Genomic DNA, 14,579 nt, shown 5'->3' with positions numbered 1-14,579 from the left:
CCTGGTTGGAATGGTGGTTATCATAGCCGGATGAAACGCCTCGTCACCTTGATCTTGCTCAGCTGGCTGCTGGCTCCGGCGTATGCCTCCGAACTGCCCGACCTGGGCGAGTCGGCGCGCGCGACCATGAGCGAGGCCCAGGAGGCGCAGATCGGCGCCGAGGCCATGCGCCAGATCCGCGGCGACAAGGATTTTCTCGACGACCCCGAGACCACCGACTACATCAACCGGCTCGGCCGCCAGCTCGTCGCGGCCAGTCCGGCGCCGTACCGCCACTTCGAGTTCTTCGTGGTCCGCGACGCATCGATCAACGCCTTCGCCCTGCCGGGCGGCTACATCGGTGTGCACACCGGCCTGATCTCGGCGGTGCGCAACGAATCCGAGTTGGCGGGGGTACTGGCGCACGAAATCTCCCACGTCACCCAGAACCACATCGCGCGCATCGTCGCGGCCCAGAAGGGCTCCACCCTGACCACCCTGGCGGCGCTGGCCGTGGCCATCCTGGCGGCCCGTTCGGACAATGCCCAGATCGCCCAGGCGGCGGTGACCACCGCCCAGGCCATGTCGATCCAGAATCAGCTCGACTACACCCGCGAGCACGAACGCGAGGCCGACCGGATCGGCCTGCAGACCCTGTCCGATTCCGGCTACGACCCGGCCGGCATGGCCAGCTTCTTCGAGCGCCTGCAGGCGAACGGCCGCCTGTACGAGAGCAAGGCGCCGGCCTACCTGCGCACCCACCCGCTGACCTACGAGCGCATGGCCGACCTGCAGAACCGGCTCAGCGAGCTGCCCTACCGCCAGCATCTGGACAGCCTCGACTTCCAGCTCGTGCGCGCGCGCGTCCAGGCCGCGGCCGGCGAGCCGGACGACGCCTACAAGCACTTCAAAGTCCTGGCCGCCAGCAAGCAGAGCGACGCCGCGACCCGTTACGGCTTCGTCCTGGCGGCCTTGCGGGTCGGCGAGCGCGATACCGCGGTCAAGGCCTTCAACCAGGTCCAGCCGGAGCTGACCTCGCCCATGGCGGTCACCCTGGCCGCGCGCCTGCGTCAGGAAACCGGCCAGCCGGCCAAGGCGGTGGACATCCTGAAGGCGGGCCTGGCCAAGTACCCGAACTACCGCCCGCTGGTATACGACTATGCCCGGGCCTTGCTCCGGGTCGGCCGCGCGGCGGACACGAAGAGCTACGTGGCGGAAAAGCTGCGCGCCTGGGACGACGACGACGTCCTCTACCGCCTGCTGGCGGAAAGCGATCATGCCTTGGGCAAGCGTTCCGAGGGCCATCTGGCCCAGGCCGAGGCGCACATCCGGCTCGACCAGCCGGCGCAGGCGATGGAGCAACTCCAGCTCGCCCGTCAGGCGGGGGACGGCGACTTCTACACCATGTCCATGGTCGACGCCCGCCTGCGCGAGTTGCGCGAACGTCAGCAGCGCGAGGCCAAACCCTGACCGGGACCGCCGCGCGGCGTGCGTATGAATGTACTGCTTGCCCGAGTAAATTAGTCTGACATATAGTTGTAGATGCGTTGTACTTAACTTAAGTAATATCGCTTACCCGGGTGTCCCGGGATCAATAATCTTTTGGATGAGGAAGGAGAGACCATGCGGAATCTTGTTTCCGTCGGTACCGGCTTGGCTTTGCTCGCCGCGCTGGGTATCAACGTCGCCCTGGCTGCGGACCCGGCCAAGGAAGAGACCGGTAAGGAAATCGCCTACAACAGCAGCAAGGGCAACTGCCTGGCCTGTCATGCGATGCCCACGATGCCCGATGCCGAACAGCCCGGCAACAGCGGCCCGCCCCTGATCGCCATGAGTGCTCGCTTCCCGGACAAGAAGGTGATGCGCGCCAAGATCTGGGACGCCACGGCGACCAATCCCAATACCATCATGCCCCCGTTCGGCAAGCACAAGGCGCTGACCGAGGAGCAAATCGACAAGGTCGTCGATTTCGTCTACGGCCTGTGACATCCAAAAGCGTGGAAGGAGTGGAGATGAACGAACAACGTAGAAGTATCCTGAAGGGCGCGGGTGCCGCCAGTGTGGTGACGGTGGCGGCGGCGGCCGGGCTGCTGAAGCCGGGGACGGTATGGGCGGCCGGGTGGAACAAGGCGGCGTTCGAGGCCAAGGATATGGCGGGTGCGCTGTCGAGCGAGGGAGCGAGTGGCGGCGCGGACAGCGGCCAGATCACGGTGAAGGCGCCGGACATTGCCGAGAACGGCGCGGTGGTGCCTGTGGAAGTGATTTCGGCGATTCCGGGCACGGAACACATCATCATTCTGGCGGAGAAGAACGGTTTTCCGCTGATTGCCGATTTTGGTCTGCAGAACGGAGCGGAAGGCTACGTGTCGACGCGGATCAAGATGGGAGCGACGTCGAACGTTGTTGCGGTCGTGAAGGCTGGCGGCAAGGTTTACAAGGCGGCGAAGGAAGTCAAGGTCACCATTGGTGGCTGCGGCGGCTGATCGGCAACGGATAGAGAAAGGAAGACAAGATGGCTGGGATGAAGATTCGTGCCTCGATGGCCGGAGATGTTGCTGAGATCAAGGCGCTGATGAACCACGTGATGGAGACGGGTCTGCGCAAGGATGCGAAGACGGGCGAGATCGTGCCGGCGCACCACATCACGAACGTGACGGCGACGGTGGGTGGCAAGGTGGTGCTGGACGCGCAGTGGGGCGGCGGCATTTCCAAGAACCCGTACCTGGCGTTCAAGGTGAAGGGTGCCAAGGCGGGCGACAAGGTCGTGATCGAGACCCTGGACAACAAGGGCGAGAAGGATAGCGCTGAAGCCGACATCGGCTGATTGGAAATCGACGCGGGCCGGCCGGCGCCAGCCGGCGGCCGCGTCCATCTGGAGGACGGCATGAAGAAACTGATTATGATTTTGGCCGGGGCTGGCATCGTCCTGGGTTCGGTGTCGGCTGTTGCGGGTCCCGAGGACGACCGCACCAAGCTGATCAACTACTTCAAGAACAAGTATTCGGACATCAAGATTGATGACTACATCTACGGTGCCCTGGCGTTCAGTCCGGACTCCAAGTCCCAGTACGACAGCATCATGGAATTCCCGCCCTTCGTCGAGGTGCTCGACAAGGGCAAGAAGATGTGGGACACGCCGTTCAAGAGCGGCAAGACCTACGCCGACTGCCTGCCCAACGGCGGCAAGATGATCGCCGGCAACTACCCGATGTTCGACGAAGCCAAGGGCAAGGTCGTGACCTTCGAGGATGCCATCAACGATTGCCGCGTCGCCAACGGCGAAGAGCCGTACAAGTACGACGACATGAAGACCATGGGCGTGCTGACCTCGTATGCCCGCACCCTGTCCGACGGCATGAAGATGAACATCAAGGTCGACAGCCCGGCCGCGCTCAAGGCCTTCGAGGACGGCAAGAAAACCTACTACGCCCGCGCCGGCCAGCTCAACTTCTCCTGCGCGTCCTGCCACATCGACGCCGCCGGCAACAACCTGCGTTCGGAAATCCTGTCGCCGGTGCTCGGCCAGGCGACCCACTTCCCGGTGTTCCGCGGCAAGGACGGCGGCGACGTGCCGACCACCCTGCAAAAGCGCTACTCGGGCTGCTTCAAGCAGGTTCGTCAGGTGCCGGACAAGGAAGGCAGCACCCGTTTCAACAACCTGGAGTACTTCCATTCCTACCTGTCCAACGGCATGGAACTGAAGTCCTCGGTGTTCCGCAAGTAATGCCCCTGGGCCCTGTCCGTCCGGATGGACGGCGGGGTCGTGTGAGGCCGGGCCTGCGGGCCCGGTTCTTTTGAGAATATCGATCGGTTGCACCGCAGCGTCGGTACCTCCGGGCCTCCGGCCCGGTCCGCGTATCGCACCCGAATGCGGCGCAGCCGGGATGATCCAGCGTAGCGGCTGCCGGATGCCTGCAGCCGGAGACAATCGAGAGGAAGCTACCCATGTCCATGAGTCGTCGTGAATTCCTGCAGGTCCTGGCCGCCGCGGCGGCTTCCGGTTTGGTCCTGGACAGCCGCGCCGTGCTGGCCGGCACCCTGCCGGCCGGCTACTACGATGCGCCGCCGGCCGGCAACGTGTCGTTCATGCACATCACCGACACCCATGCCCAGCTGCTGCCGATCTGGTTCCGCGAGCCCAACGTCAACCTCGGCGTCGGCTCCATGGCCGGCAAGGTGCCGCACCTGGTGGGGACCCACTTCCTCAAGCACTACGGCCTCAAGCCCGGCACGGCCGACGCCCATGCCTTCACCTACCTGGACTTCCAGACCGCCGCGAAGACCTACGGCAAGGTCGGCGGTTTCGCCCACCTGAAGACGCTGGTCGACCAGGTGCGCGCCTCGCGCCCCGGCTGCCTGCTGCTCGACGGCGGCGACACCTGGCAGGGTTCCGCCACCGCGCTGTGGACCAACGCCCAGGACATGGTCGACGCCTGCATCGCCCTCGGCGTCGACGTGATGACTCCGCACTGGGAAGCCACCTACGGTGCCGACCGCGTCCAGGAGATCGTCAACAACGATTTCAAGAAGGCCGGCCTCGACTTCGTCGCCCAGAACATCGTCACCAACGACTTCGGCGACCAGGTGTTCAAGCCCTACACCCTGCGCGAGATCAACGGCGTCACCGTCGCCGTGGTCGGCCAGGCCTTCCCCTACACCCCGGTGGCCAACCCGCGCTACATGGTGCCGGACTGGTCCTACGGCATCCGCGACGACAGCATGCAGAAGTGGGTCGACGAGGCCCGCGCCAAGGGTGCCAAGGTGGTCGTCGTCCTGTCCCACAACGGCATGGACGTCGACCTCAAGATGGCCAGCCGCGTCAACGGCGTCGATGCCATCTTCGGCGGCCACACCCATGACGGCGTCTACCAGCCGGTCCCGGTGAAGACTCCCGACGGCGGCACCTGCCTGGTCACCAACGCCGGCTCGAACGGCAAGTTCCTCGGCGTCATGGACTTCGAGGTCAAGGACGGCAAGGTCAAGGGCTGGAAGTATCGCCTGCTGCCCGTGTTCGCCAACTTCCTGGCCGCCGACGCCAAGATGGATGCCTTGATCCAGAAGATCCGCGCGCCCTACGAGAGCAAGCTGAACGAGGTCCTCGCGGTGTCGGACGATTTCCTCTATCGCCGCGGCAACTTCAACGGTACCTGGGACCAACTCATCCTGGATGCCATCATGGCGGTCAAGGGTGCCGACGCCGGCTTCTCGCCGGGCTTCCGCTGGGGCACCACGATCCTGCCGGGCGAATCCATCACCATGGAAAAGCTGATGGACCAGACCGCCATCACCTACCCGCAGTCCACCCTGACCCCGATGAAGGGGACCATGATCAAGAACATCATGGAGGACGTCTGCGACAACCTGTTCAACCCGGATCCGTATTACCAGCAGGGCGGCGACATGGTGCGCGTCGGCGGCATCCACTATACGGTCGATCCGACCAAGACCATCGGCCACCGCATCAGCGACATGACCCTGAACGGCAAGCCGGTCGATCCGGACAAGACCTACAAGGTAGCCGGCTGGGCACCGGTGGCCGAGGGCGCGCAGGGCGCGCCGGTCTGGGAAGTGGTGGCCGAGTACCTGCGCGACAAGAAGGTCATCAAGGGCCTCAAGCTCAACCAGCCCAAGGTGGTCGGTATCCCGAAGAACAACCCGGGCATCGTTCTGTAAGGCTCGGGAAAACCGCCGAACCGGAACGGGGCCGCAAGGCCCCGTTTCTTTTTCCTGAGGCCGTTCCAGCGGGCAGCCGCCGGCATCGGTGTCGGCACCTGCCGGCAGACTTCCACAACAAGCCCATCAGAATATGCTTATAAATAAAAACAAATGCTTAATAAAAAATATTGATGAATTGGGGTTTCAGGAGTAATTTTCATTTAGCCGCATCCATAAGAAACGAACAGGCGGCGCAAATCCTTGGTGATCGACACCAATTCCCATTGCTCGAGGAGACTTGGAATGTATCTAAGAAACGGCATCACGCTGTTGGCGGCGGCTATTGCCACCGTACTCACGACGACGGCGGCGGCGGACAGCCCGCCGGATGGCAACCGTTACTACAGCCTGCCGCGCTATTACAAGGCGGAGATCAGTGTTTCGGGTGCCTACCTTGCGATGGAACACAGCAAGGATTTCACCAATGCTCCCGGCGAAGCCAAGCCCGTCCTGATCGATGTCCGCTCCCTGCGCGAATATGCCTCCGGCCATCCCGAAGATGCGTACAACGTGCCCTTCCCGACCGTGAGCGGCATGGGCGGGGATGCACCTCAGGATCCCCTGAAGCTTTACTGGGAGGTGTACCGCATCGTCGGCGGCCGCATGGACACGCCCATCATGACCTTGTGCCGGACCGGCCACCGCAGTGTCCTGGCCGGCAACATCCTGGCCAACCCGGAGTCCGACCCGGCGACCAAGGACCGCGGCCTGCAACCGTTCACCAATGTCCGCAACATCTGGGAAGGTTTCGTCGGACAGCCGAAATACGCCTTCAAGACGGGCTCCGATGCCTTGGAACTCGCCCCCGATTGCCCGACCGGCTGCCGGCTCGACCTGAACAATGACGGCCAGCTCAACGCGGACGCCGCCGACGTGTACAGCCAGACCAAGGACGCGAATCCGGACAAGGACGGCTGGCGCAACTTCGCGGCCTTGCCGTGGACCACCCAGGTGCAGCCGCCGCTGGCGTATGAGCGCGACCCGGGCCTGTACAAGGCGTTGAACCTGACGCCGGTGCAATAGCGCCGCAGCGCCTGGAGCCGGGCGGCGAGCCCGGCGTGATGGAAAATGGCGAAAAAGCCCCGTCCGGCAAGACGGGGCTTTTTCCTTTCCCGTGTTGGCCGGTCAGCCGGTATTCCGCATCCCGGCCGCGATGGCGTTGATGGAGCGCAGCAGCGGCTCCAGCCACGGGTTGTCGGGCCCCTCGTGCTCGCGCAGCTTGTGCAGCATGATCACCTGGATGTGGTTCAGGGGGTCGAGATAGGGGTTGCGGTGGGCCAGCGAGACGGCCAGGTCCGGGCTCTCTTCGAGCAGCGACTGGATGTCGGCGACGTTGAGTATCTGCATCACGGCCCGTTCATGGCGCATCCGGATCTTGTCGAAGATGCGCTCGCCGGCCGCCTTGTCCAGGCACAGCCCGGCATATTCCCGGGCGATCCCCATGTCCGCCTTGTACAGGGCCATCTGGGCGTTCGAGAGCAGGGTGCGGAAGAACGGCCATTCCCGATACATGGTCTGCAGCTTGGCCAGGCGTGCGGGATCGTTCTTGCGCCAGCGCTCGATGGCGCCGCCGACGCCGTACCAGGTCGGCAGGGCGTGGCGCGACTGGCCCCAGGCGAATACCCAGCCGATCGCCCGCACGGACGCCAGCGAACGATCGCCCTTCTTCCGGTGCGAGGGCCGTGAGCCGATGTTGAGCAGGCCGATTTCCTGGATCGGCGTGACCTCGTAGAAATAGTCCAGGAAGCCGGGCGTGGCGCAGGTCAGGTCCCGGTAGACGGCTTCGCCCTCGGCCGCCATGTCGTCCATGATGGCCAGGTAGTCCTTGCGTTCGGCACTGGCCGGCCGGACCAGGTTGCAACTGGCCTTGAGCGTGCCCGTGATGCCCAGGGTCAACTCGTATACCGCCGTCTCCATGTTGTTGTACTTGTAGAACAACACCTCGCCCTGCTCGGTCAGCTTCAACTCGCCGCGCACGGTGCCGGGCGGCTGGGCCAGGATGGCCTCGTGGGTGGGGCCGCCGCCCCGGCCCAGGGTGCCGCCGCGGCCATGGAACAGCCGGCAGGGCACGCCGTGCCGGTCGGACAGGGCCATGATGCGCTTCTGGGCCTCGTACAGGTTCCAGGACGACGCCAGGATGCCGCCGTCCTTGCAGGAGTCGGAGTAGCCGAGCATCACCTCCTGGCCCTCGCCGTAGGCCAGGAGCAGGCTGCGGTAGGTCGGTTGGCTGTAGAGCCGATCCAGCACCGCCTCGGCGTGCTTGAGGTCGTCGATGGTCTCGAACAGGGGCGAGATGCCGATGTGGCAGTACCAGCCGCCGGCCAGGCGCCCGGCCAGGCCGGCCTGGGCCGCCAGCATCATCACCTCCATGACGTGCGACGCGGTATGTGTCATCGAGATGACGTAGCGGCCGAAACATTCGGGCCCGATCTCCTGGCGCATGTGGGCGATGAGCCGGAACACCCGCAGCGTTTCCTGCGCGCTTTCGCTCAGGGCGCCGGCGTCGTAATTCAGTGCCGCCGGGTTGGCGATGGCGTCGGCCAGCAGCTCGATGCGGGCGTCCTCGTCCAGGGCCGCGTAGTCGGTGCCGAGCGCCTGGCCGAGGATCTCGGCCACCGTCTCGCTGTGCCGGGTCGACTCCTGGCGCACGTCCAGCTGCATGAGGTGGAAGCCGAAGGTCTCGACCAGCATGATCAGGTCCTGCAGCTCGCCCTGGGCCAGGGCGCCGTCGCCATGGCTGTCGAGCGAGTCGCGGATCACGTAAAGGTCGCGCTTGAAGGCGTCGGCGGTGGCGTAGCCGGGTTCGTCCAGGCTGCTCACGCTGCCGGCGATGGCGCGCCGGATCAGCTCCCGGTTGCGCCGCATGCGGTACTGCATGATCTCGATCTTGCGCCGGTAGGGTTCCTGGGGGTGCGGGTTGGGCTGGCCGCCGAACAGGCTGTCGGCCAGTTGCACGTCCTCCTCAAGGCCGGCCAGGAAGGCGGCCGACGGTTGGCACAGGCGGTCGGACAGGCTCAGCTCGGCGAACAGCACGTCCAGCCGGCGCAGGTACTCCTCGCAGGCGGCCAGGGCCTGCATGCGCCAGGCCAGGGCGGTGACCTCGGCGGTGACGCCCGGATGGCCGTCGCGGTCGCCGCCGATCCAGGAGCCGAAGCGCAGGAAGGCCGGCACGGCCAGCACGGCGGCCGTCTCGGGGCCGTAGACGTCGCGCACCGATTTGCTGAAGTTCCGGTAGACGAGGGTGGCCGCCCGGAACAGCGACTGCGGGAAATAGGACAAGCCGGAATCGATCTCGTCGCGCACGTCGAGCTTGAACGCGCGTACCTCGTCGGTCTTCCACAGGGCGCGGATCTGGCGCGAGAGCTTCTCCTGCACCTCGTCCCGGTACATGCCGCGGGTGCGCGGGTCGTCCATCGCCTCCATGGACAGGAAGATATTGCGCAAGGCGCCCTTGACGGTACGCCGGCGCGCCTCGGACGGGTGCGCGGTGAGCACGGGCAGATAGCACAGGCGGCCGAGCAGGGTCTGCAGTTCGTCGGCCCGGATGCCCTGTTCCTTCAGTTCGATCAGGGTGTCGTGGAACGAGCCCTTCCACATGTGGCCTTCCTGCTTCACGAGCAGCCGGCGCCGGCGCAGCAGGGCGGTCTCCTCGGCGATGTTGAGCAGGCTGAAATAGAGGTTGTAGGCGCGGATGATGCTCGACAGCGCGTCCGGCGAAAGGCTGCCGATCAGGGCGTCGAGTTCGGCGTGGCGCTTGCGGTTCGGCCGCTCGCGCAGGGCGGTGAAACCCTTGTTCAGGGTGCCGATGGCGGTATAGACGGGGCGCGGCAGTTCGCTCTTCAACACGCGCGACAGGAGCAGGCTGAGTAGCCGCTCCCGCGCCCGTCGATCCTTGTCTTCGGTAACCATGGATTTTCCTCTCGCGGCCAAGCTGGCCATGCGGCTTGAACGGTTCGATTGTAGCGTGACGTGGTCGGCCACCCCCCGGAATGTTGCCGGCGACCGGGCGGTGCATGCGCGGGGCGTGCGGAGACGACCGCTGACTTGCCGCCACGGCTTGTCCGTGACGCCGGTCAGGCCACTTCGTAGCGGCTGCGGCCATCTGGCATGTCGATTGCCTCATACAGGCTGTAACCACGAGCCGGTGCGGCTCGCAACGGTGTCCTGGCTGGGGCGGACGGAAAAATTTTCCGTCCGCCCCAGCCTCGGCGGCCAATTTTTCCGGATTTGGGGTGTGCCGCGGGTCGACCCGCGGCATGCGGTGAACGGACAGGTGTGCACCCGTGGCAAGAAAACTGATCCCGGTCGACTGCAGATATCTCGACTTCGAGATGGCGCTCCCGTTCGACCTATTCAACGAGAGCGGCGTGCTGGTGCTCGCCCAGGGCGGCCGACTGGCGGACCAGACGCGCCTGGCGAGACTGCTGGAAATGCGGCTCTACTGCTACGACGCCGGGCCCGAGGAACGCGAGCGGCCACCTTCCCTGCTGCTCGGCGACCTGGCAAAGCGGTTCGTCCACGTCTCGGCGCCGGGCAAGCGGCTGAATCCCCGCGAGTACGTCGCCATCTCGGACGAACTGCTTGACCTCATGGCCGCGCACCCGGACATGTGTACCGGCATGCTGCTGCATCTCGACGTCGGGTCCTACTCCAGGCGCCATGCCTTGTTCGTCGCGGCACTGAGCTACCGGGTCGCCGAGCAGATGGGCGTGGGCCGCCAGGCCAGGAGGACGCTGATTCGGGCGGCGCTGACCATGAACGTGGCCTCGTTCTCCCTGCAGGACAACCTTGCTGAGGTATCCCGGCCGCTGACCGGCGCGGAGAAGACCGTCCTGGCGCACCACCCGCGGCGCGCGACGGAACTGCTGGCCAAGGCCGGGGTGACCGACGTCGACTGGCTGCGGGCCGTGCTTCAGCACCACGAGAACCTCGACCAGAGTGGCTACCCATACCAGGTCGGCGCCGAGGCGCTGGGGCTCGAAGCGCGCATCCTGAGGGCGGTCGATGTCTTCGCGGCCATGCTGAGCCAGCGGCCCACCCGCCTACCGTATGTCCCGGGCCACGCGGTACGCGTGGCATTCGAACGTGAACGCGGCCACCTGGACGACGCCGTCATGCTCATCCTGCGCCGCCTGCTCGGCAAATACCCGCCGGGAACCCTGGTCAAGCTGGCCAACCGGGAGACGGCGGTCATCACGCGCTGGTTCAAGTCGGCCGAGACGCCCAAATACGTCGTCAGCCTGATGTGGCCGTCCGGCCATCCGATGCAGCAGCCGCACGCCCGCAAGACCAGCCACTTCGGCTGCGGCATCCGGGAACACACGAGCCTGCCCCTGGCCGGGGTCAAGCTCGACTGGCCGAGGATCTGGGCGGAGGGGTGAGGCCAGGCGGCCGGCCGCGCCGGCAATGGGGTGCCGGGTTCAGCGGCCTTCCGCGGCGTCCAGGCCGAGCAGGCGGCGCAGGCAATCCGGACGCAGGTTGAACGGCGGTACCCGTCGGCGATAGGTCTGGTAATCCTCGCCGAATTTGCGCGCGACCTCCCACTCCTCCAGGGTCAGCACCAGGATCACCATCACGACCATCTCCAGCGGGGCGACAAAGAGCACGAAGCTGGGTGATCCGACGAGCAGGGCCACCGCCCAGGGAAAGAACAGCAGCCCAAGGTGCATGGGGTGGCGCATGCAGCCGTAGGGGCCGCTCGTCACCAGGCGATTCGTCTCCATGCGCGGCAGGTCCCCCTCCCGCCCATGGCGGGCCAGGGTGCGCCCGGTGACGCGGCTCATGCGGAAGACCAGACGCAGCAGCAACACCCCGGACACCAGGCTGCCCAGGTGCCACCACGGATTGGCGAACAGGTGCGGAAAGAATGCCAGGTCCGGCCAGATGCCGGCGGCAGCCCCACCCACCAGCATGAGGACCCAGACGACTATGCGAATGACGACGGAGAGAGTGAATTTCGGTTTGCGGTTGGTCAAAGTCGGGTTCCTCCGGAGATGGGGCGATTCGGATGCGCCGCATCCAATCTTGTCGGGCGAACGATAGACGATCTAAACGAAGCCGGACGGTCGTTCAGAATCTTAAGCCGTGTTGCAACCCGATACTGCCGAATATCCGTCGGGCTGCGCGCTGCCGTCGAAACCGCGCCGCCTTCCGGGCCAAGGCCGACCATTCTTCCGGTTCGCCGTTGACGGGCGGCAAACGTCGTCCCGGCTCGGCGGGTGCCGTAGAAGTCGCAAATCGCACACCGAAAGCTTCTGGGCTTGGGCCATCGAAAATTTTCCGATAGCCTCCGCTCATGGCAATTTCAAATGACATATCGCCGGTCGTCCTGGTTCGGCCCCGAATCTATATCGGCGACGCCATATCGATCGGCCCCGGCAAGATCGACTTGCTGCGCCGGATCGGTGAAACGCAGTCCATCGCCGCGGCCGCGCGTGCACTGGGCATGCCCTACAAGCGCGCCTGGCTGCTTATCGACACCCTCAACCAAGGTTTCGGCCGTCCCGTTGTCGCGACTGCGACAGGGGGAAAAGGGGGCGGCGGCACATCCCTGACAGCGCTGGGCCAGACGCTCATCGAGTGCTACGACGCCCTGGAAGTCAGTCTAAATGCCAGCGCCGGCAAAGAGTTGGCGGCGCTCAGCGCCTTGGCCGGCTGGCCCGCTTGATCCGGATCAAGGCCTGGTATGGGTGTTGCTTAATGCCTACCGTTATGTCATTTATAACCTAACGGTGCGGTGAATCCAGCGGGTGGGCCGGTGTGAGGGAATCTGCGCCGTCGTCATGTAAGAAAGGAAACGATCGATGAGATACGGGTTGCGACGCATGCTTCTTCCCCTGCCGGGGCCTGCGGTGATCGCGTACGCCGGCCAGTAGGGGGTGCTATGTCCACCTCCGCGCATACCCGAAATGGCCAGGGTTTCGTCGCCGGTTCGCTGATCGGCACCCTGGGCGGCCTGATCGGCCTCGGCGGGGCGGAATTCCGGCTGCCGGTGCTGGTCGGCCTATTCCGGCTCGGTACCCTCGAAGCCGTCATCCTGAACAAGGCCATGAGTCTGGTGGTGGTTGCCGCCGCGCTGCTGTTCCGCGGCGCCACCATCACGCCCGATGTCCTGGCCAATCACCTCGACGTGGTGTTGAACCTGCTCGCGGGGAGCCTGGTCGGCGCCTGGTGGGCGGCGGGACATGCCATCAAGCTGTCCCCGCAATGGCTCAACCGCATCGTCATGGCGCTCCTGGTCGGGCTGTCGCTGCTCATCCTCTGGGATGCCTGGGCCGGCTTGCACGAAGGCAGCGCCCCGTTGTTCGAGGCCGGACCGGCACGGATCGTGGCGGGCCTGATCGCCGGCTTTGGCATCGGCATGGTGGCCGCACTGCTCGGCGTTGCCGGCGGCGAACTGCTGATTCCGACCATCGTGTTGCTCTACGGTCTGGACATCAAGCTCGCGGGCAGCCTGTCGCTCATGGTGAGCTTGCCCACCATGATCGTCGGCTTCGTCCGCTACAGCCGCGCCAACGCCTTCGCCGTACTCAAGCACGAACGGCCGCTGGGCGTGTCGATGGCGGTGGGTTCGATCCTCGGCGCGGCCGTCGGCGGGCTGATGCTCGGCCTGGTACCGACCCGGCTGTTGCTGGGCTTGCTCGGCGCGATCCTGCTGATCTCGGCGGTCAAGACCTTCCAGCATGCCCATTGATGCGCAGGTGGGACACCGACGGAGTTCGGCTACCGGCGGCCGGCCGCCGTGTCGGCAAGCGACATGGGGAAGGCCGTGAAGCGGTCCCCATTGGTCGTTACCTTGCTGGCATCCTGGCGCGCCGTCGCGTTTCCCACGGAGCCGCGGCGGATTCCATACGAACGCTGGCTGAACATCGGGCTGAGATCCGTCCATCTGATGGCTGTCGCCGGGTGTTCGGCCGGATTTCTATATGCAGCCGATCTTGCCGTCTGGCGGCCGTACTGGCTACTTGCCGTGTTTTCCGGCCTTGCCCTTTCGCTTCTGTACATCGCCTCGTCCGGGGTATGGCTCCTGCAGTTGAAAGGATGGGGGATTCTGTTGAAGTTGCTCGTGCTTGCGGCCAGTTTCGTGCTTGTCGCCTGGCGCGCGGAACTGTTCTTCCTCGTCGTCGCCATGTCGGCCCTGATCGCGCATGCCCCGGCACGGGTTCGTGCCTGGCCATGGCGGGGGACGTGCAAGTGACCGGCCCCGTCCCGATTTCCTACGGCACGGGTGCGCGTGCCTTTGCGGTCGCGGCGGGTAGCCCCGGCGAGCTCGGTCTGCTCGAACAGCTGGCCTTGCCATTTTGCCGGCATGAGGATGCCACGATGAACTGGATCAAGGCCGGCACGGGGCTATCGCTACGACTGCTGCGCGAGAGAGCGGTCGATATGGTCCTGGTGCATGCGCCGGAGGAGGTCGACACCGCGATGTCCGAAGGCTGGGCGGTCGGGAAGACCTTGATCGGCTCGAACGCGTTTTACGTCGTGGGCCCGGTGGCCGATCCGGCCCGGGTCTCCGAGGCACACAGTGCCGCCGAGGCCTTTCGGCGCATCCATGCCGACGCGCGTCCGTTCGTATCGCGGGCCGACCAGTCGGGGACGCACCGGAAGGAACTTCAGCTTTGGCGCCGCCTCGGCATCGCGCCGACCGGGCCTTGGTACGTCGAAAGCGGCGACTTCATGGCGGCCAGCCTGAGACTGGCAAACGATATCGGCGCCTATTTCCTGTGCGACTCGAGCACCTGGCTGATGGAAGCGGCAAGCCTGTCCAACCTGGGGTTACTGTTTCAGGGCGACCCGGTGTTGGTCAACGTGTATCACGCACTGCTTGCCCCGGCCGGGGCGACGACGGGACGAGACACGGCGCAACGGTTCGTGGAGTTCCTGGC

General features: G+C 65.4%; 14 protein-coding genes. 12 read left to right on the top strand and 2 right to left on the bottom strand.

Annotated features, from left to right (window positions below):
- Positions 1-30 precede the first annotated feature (30 nt).
- The 7 genes from EZJ19_RS05955 to EZJ19_RS05925 all read left to right on the top strand — a co-directional run bounded on the left by EZJ19_RS05955 (position 31) and on the right by EZJ19_RS05925 (position 6,717).
- On the top strand, positions 31-1,449 hold the full coding sequence (locus EZJ19_RS05955; protein ID WP_131445507.1) for a M48 family metalloprotease: 1,419 nt from the start codon (positions 31-33) through the stop codon (positions 1,447-1,449).
- Between the two features lie 153 nt (positions 1,450-1,602).
- Positions 1,603-1,965 (top strand): sulfur oxidation c-type cytochrome SoxX, encoded by a 363-nt coding sequence (soxX, locus tag EZJ19_RS05950; RefSeq protein WP_131445505.1) that lies wholly within the window; start codon positions 1,603-1,605, stop codon positions 1,963-1,965.
- 26 nt (positions 1,966-1,991) lie between these two features.
- Positions 1,992-2,462, top strand: a complete 471-nt coding sequence (gene soxY, locus EZJ19_RS05945; protein WP_131445502.1) for a thiosulfate oxidation carrier protein SoxY — start codon at positions 1,992-1,994, stop codon at positions 2,460-2,462.
- Positions 2,463-2,500: 38 nt separating this feature from the next.
- Positions 2,501-2,803, top strand: coding sequence for a thiosulfate oxidation carrier complex protein SoxZ (gene soxZ / locus EZJ19_RS05940; RefSeq protein WP_420813100.1), 303 nt, complete (start codon positions 2,501-2,503; stop codon positions 2,801-2,803).
- A 60-nt stretch (positions 2,804-2,863) separates the two neighbouring features.
- Positions 2,864-3,703: a sulfur oxidation c-type cytochrome SoxA gene (soxA, locus tag EZJ19_RS05935; protein WP_131445500.1), complete on the top strand. Its 840-nt coding sequence runs from the start codon at positions 2,864-2,866 to the stop codon at positions 3,701-3,703.
- A 221-nt stretch (positions 3,704-3,924) separates the two neighbouring features.
- A complete protein-coding gene (gene soxB / locus EZJ19_RS05930; RefSeq protein ID WP_131445497.1) occupies positions 3,925-5,652 on the top strand; it encodes a thiosulfohydrolase SoxB in 1,728 nt (575 codons plus the stop codon).
- Positions 5,653-5,898: 246 nt separating this feature from the next.
- Positions 5,899-6,717, top strand: coding sequence for a rhodanese-like domain-containing protein (locus EZJ19_RS05925; RefSeq protein ID WP_240754680.1), 819 nt, complete (start codon positions 5,899-5,901; stop codon positions 6,715-6,717).
- Between the two features lie 102 nt (positions 6,718-6,819).
- On the opposite strand, the gene ppc is transcribed toward EZJ19_RS05925, so the two are convergent.
- Complete coding sequence (gene ppc, locus EZJ19_RS05920) at positions 6,820-9,603, bottom strand: phosphoenolpyruvate carboxylase (RefSeq protein ID WP_240754675.1); 2,784 nt, start codon at positions 9,601-9,603, stop codon at positions 6,820-6,822.
- Between the two features lie 374 nt (positions 9,604-9,977).
- On the opposite strand from ppc, the gene EZJ19_RS05915 reads away from it, so the two are divergent.
- Positions 9,978-11,075, top strand: a complete 1,098-nt coding sequence (locus EZJ19_RS05915; RefSeq protein ID WP_131445489.1) for an HD-GYP domain-containing protein — start codon at positions 9,978-9,980, stop codon at positions 11,073-11,075.
- Between the two features lie 39 nt (positions 11,076-11,114).
- Here EZJ19_RS05915 and EZJ19_RS05910 read toward each other — a convergent pair whose 3' ends face one another.
- Positions 11,115-11,669 carry a methyltransferase family protein gene (locus EZJ19_RS05910; protein WP_131445486.1) on the bottom strand — a complete coding sequence of 185 codons (555 nt, stop codon included), beginning with the start codon at positions 11,667-11,669 and terminating at the stop codon, positions 11,115-11,117.
- A gap of 320 nt (positions 11,670-11,989) precedes the next feature.
- Here EZJ19_RS05910 and EZJ19_RS05905 point away from each other — a divergent pair, with 320 nt between their 5' ends.
- The 4 genes from EZJ19_RS05905 to EZJ19_RS15795 all read left to right on the top strand — a co-directional run.
- Positions 11,990-12,361, top strand: coding sequence for a winged helix-turn-helix domain-containing protein (locus tag EZJ19_RS05905; RefSeq protein ID WP_131445483.1), 372 nt, complete (start codon positions 11,990-11,992; stop codon positions 12,359-12,361).
- A 216-nt stretch (positions 12,362-12,577) separates the two neighbouring features.
- Complete coding sequence (locus EZJ19_RS05900; protein ID WP_131445481.1) at positions 12,578-13,387, top strand: sulfite exporter TauE/SafE family protein; 810 nt, start codon at positions 12,578-12,580, stop codon at positions 13,385-13,387.
- Positions 13,388-13,450: 63 nt separating this feature from the next.
- Complete coding sequence (locus EZJ19_RS15800; protein ID WP_165873485.1) at positions 13,451-13,891, top strand: DUF4175 domain-containing protein; 441 nt, start codon at positions 13,451-13,453, stop codon at positions 13,889-13,891.
- The coding region (locus EZJ19_RS15795) for an ABC transporter substrate-binding protein (RefSeq protein WP_165873484.1) at positions 13,888-14,579 on the top strand (692 nt) is incomplete at its 3' end. The genes EZJ19_RS15800 and EZJ19_RS15795, both read left to right, overlap by 4 nt.

The organism is Parasulfuritortus cantonensis, assembly GCF_004337445.1.
Lineage (GTDB): Bacteria > Pseudomonadota > Gammaproteobacteria > Burkholderiales > Thiobacillaceae > Parasulfuritortus > Parasulfuritortus cantonensis.
The sequence above is the reverse complement of the archived record's forward strand: the minus strand, read 5'-3'. Positions and strand labels throughout refer to the sequence as shown.

Coding starts and splice junctions, on each gene's coding strand:
- EZJ19_RS05955 (WP_131445507.1), top strand. CDS start 31: ATGAAACGCCTCGTCACCTTGATCTTGCTCAGCTGGCTGCTGGCTCCG.
- soxX (WP_131445505.1), top strand. CDS start 1,603: ATGCGGAATCTTGTTTCCGTCGGTACCGGCTTGGCTTTGCTCGCCGCG.
- soxY (WP_131445502.1), top strand. CDS start 1,992: ATGAACGAACAACGTAGAAGTATCCTGAAGGGCGCGGGTGCCGCCAGT.
- soxZ (WP_420813100.1), top strand. CDS start 2,501: ATGAAGATTCGTGCCTCGATGGCCGGAGATGTTGCTGAGATCAAGGCG.
- soxA (WP_131445500.1), top strand. CDS start 2,864: ATGAAGAAACTGATTATGATTTTGGCCGGGGCTGGCATCGTCCTGGGT.
- soxB (WP_131445497.1), top strand. CDS start 3,925: ATGTCCATGAGTCGTCGTGAATTCCTGCAGGTCCTGGCCGCCGCGGCG.
- ppc (WP_240754675.1), bottom strand. CDS start 9,603: ATGGTTACCGAAGACAAGGATCGACGGGCGCGGGAGCGGCTACTCAGC.
- EZJ19_RS05905 (WP_131445483.1), top strand. CDS start 11,990: ATGGCAATTTCAAATGACATATCGCCGGTCGTCCTGGTTCGGCCCCGA.
- EZJ19_RS05900 (WP_131445481.1), top strand. CDS start 12,578: ATGTCCACCTCCGCGCATACCCGAAATGGCCAGGGTTTCGTCGCCGGT.
- EZJ19_RS15800 (WP_165873485.1), top strand. CDS start 13,451: ATGGGGAAGGCCGTGAAGCGGTCCCCATTGGTCGTTACCTTGCTGGCA.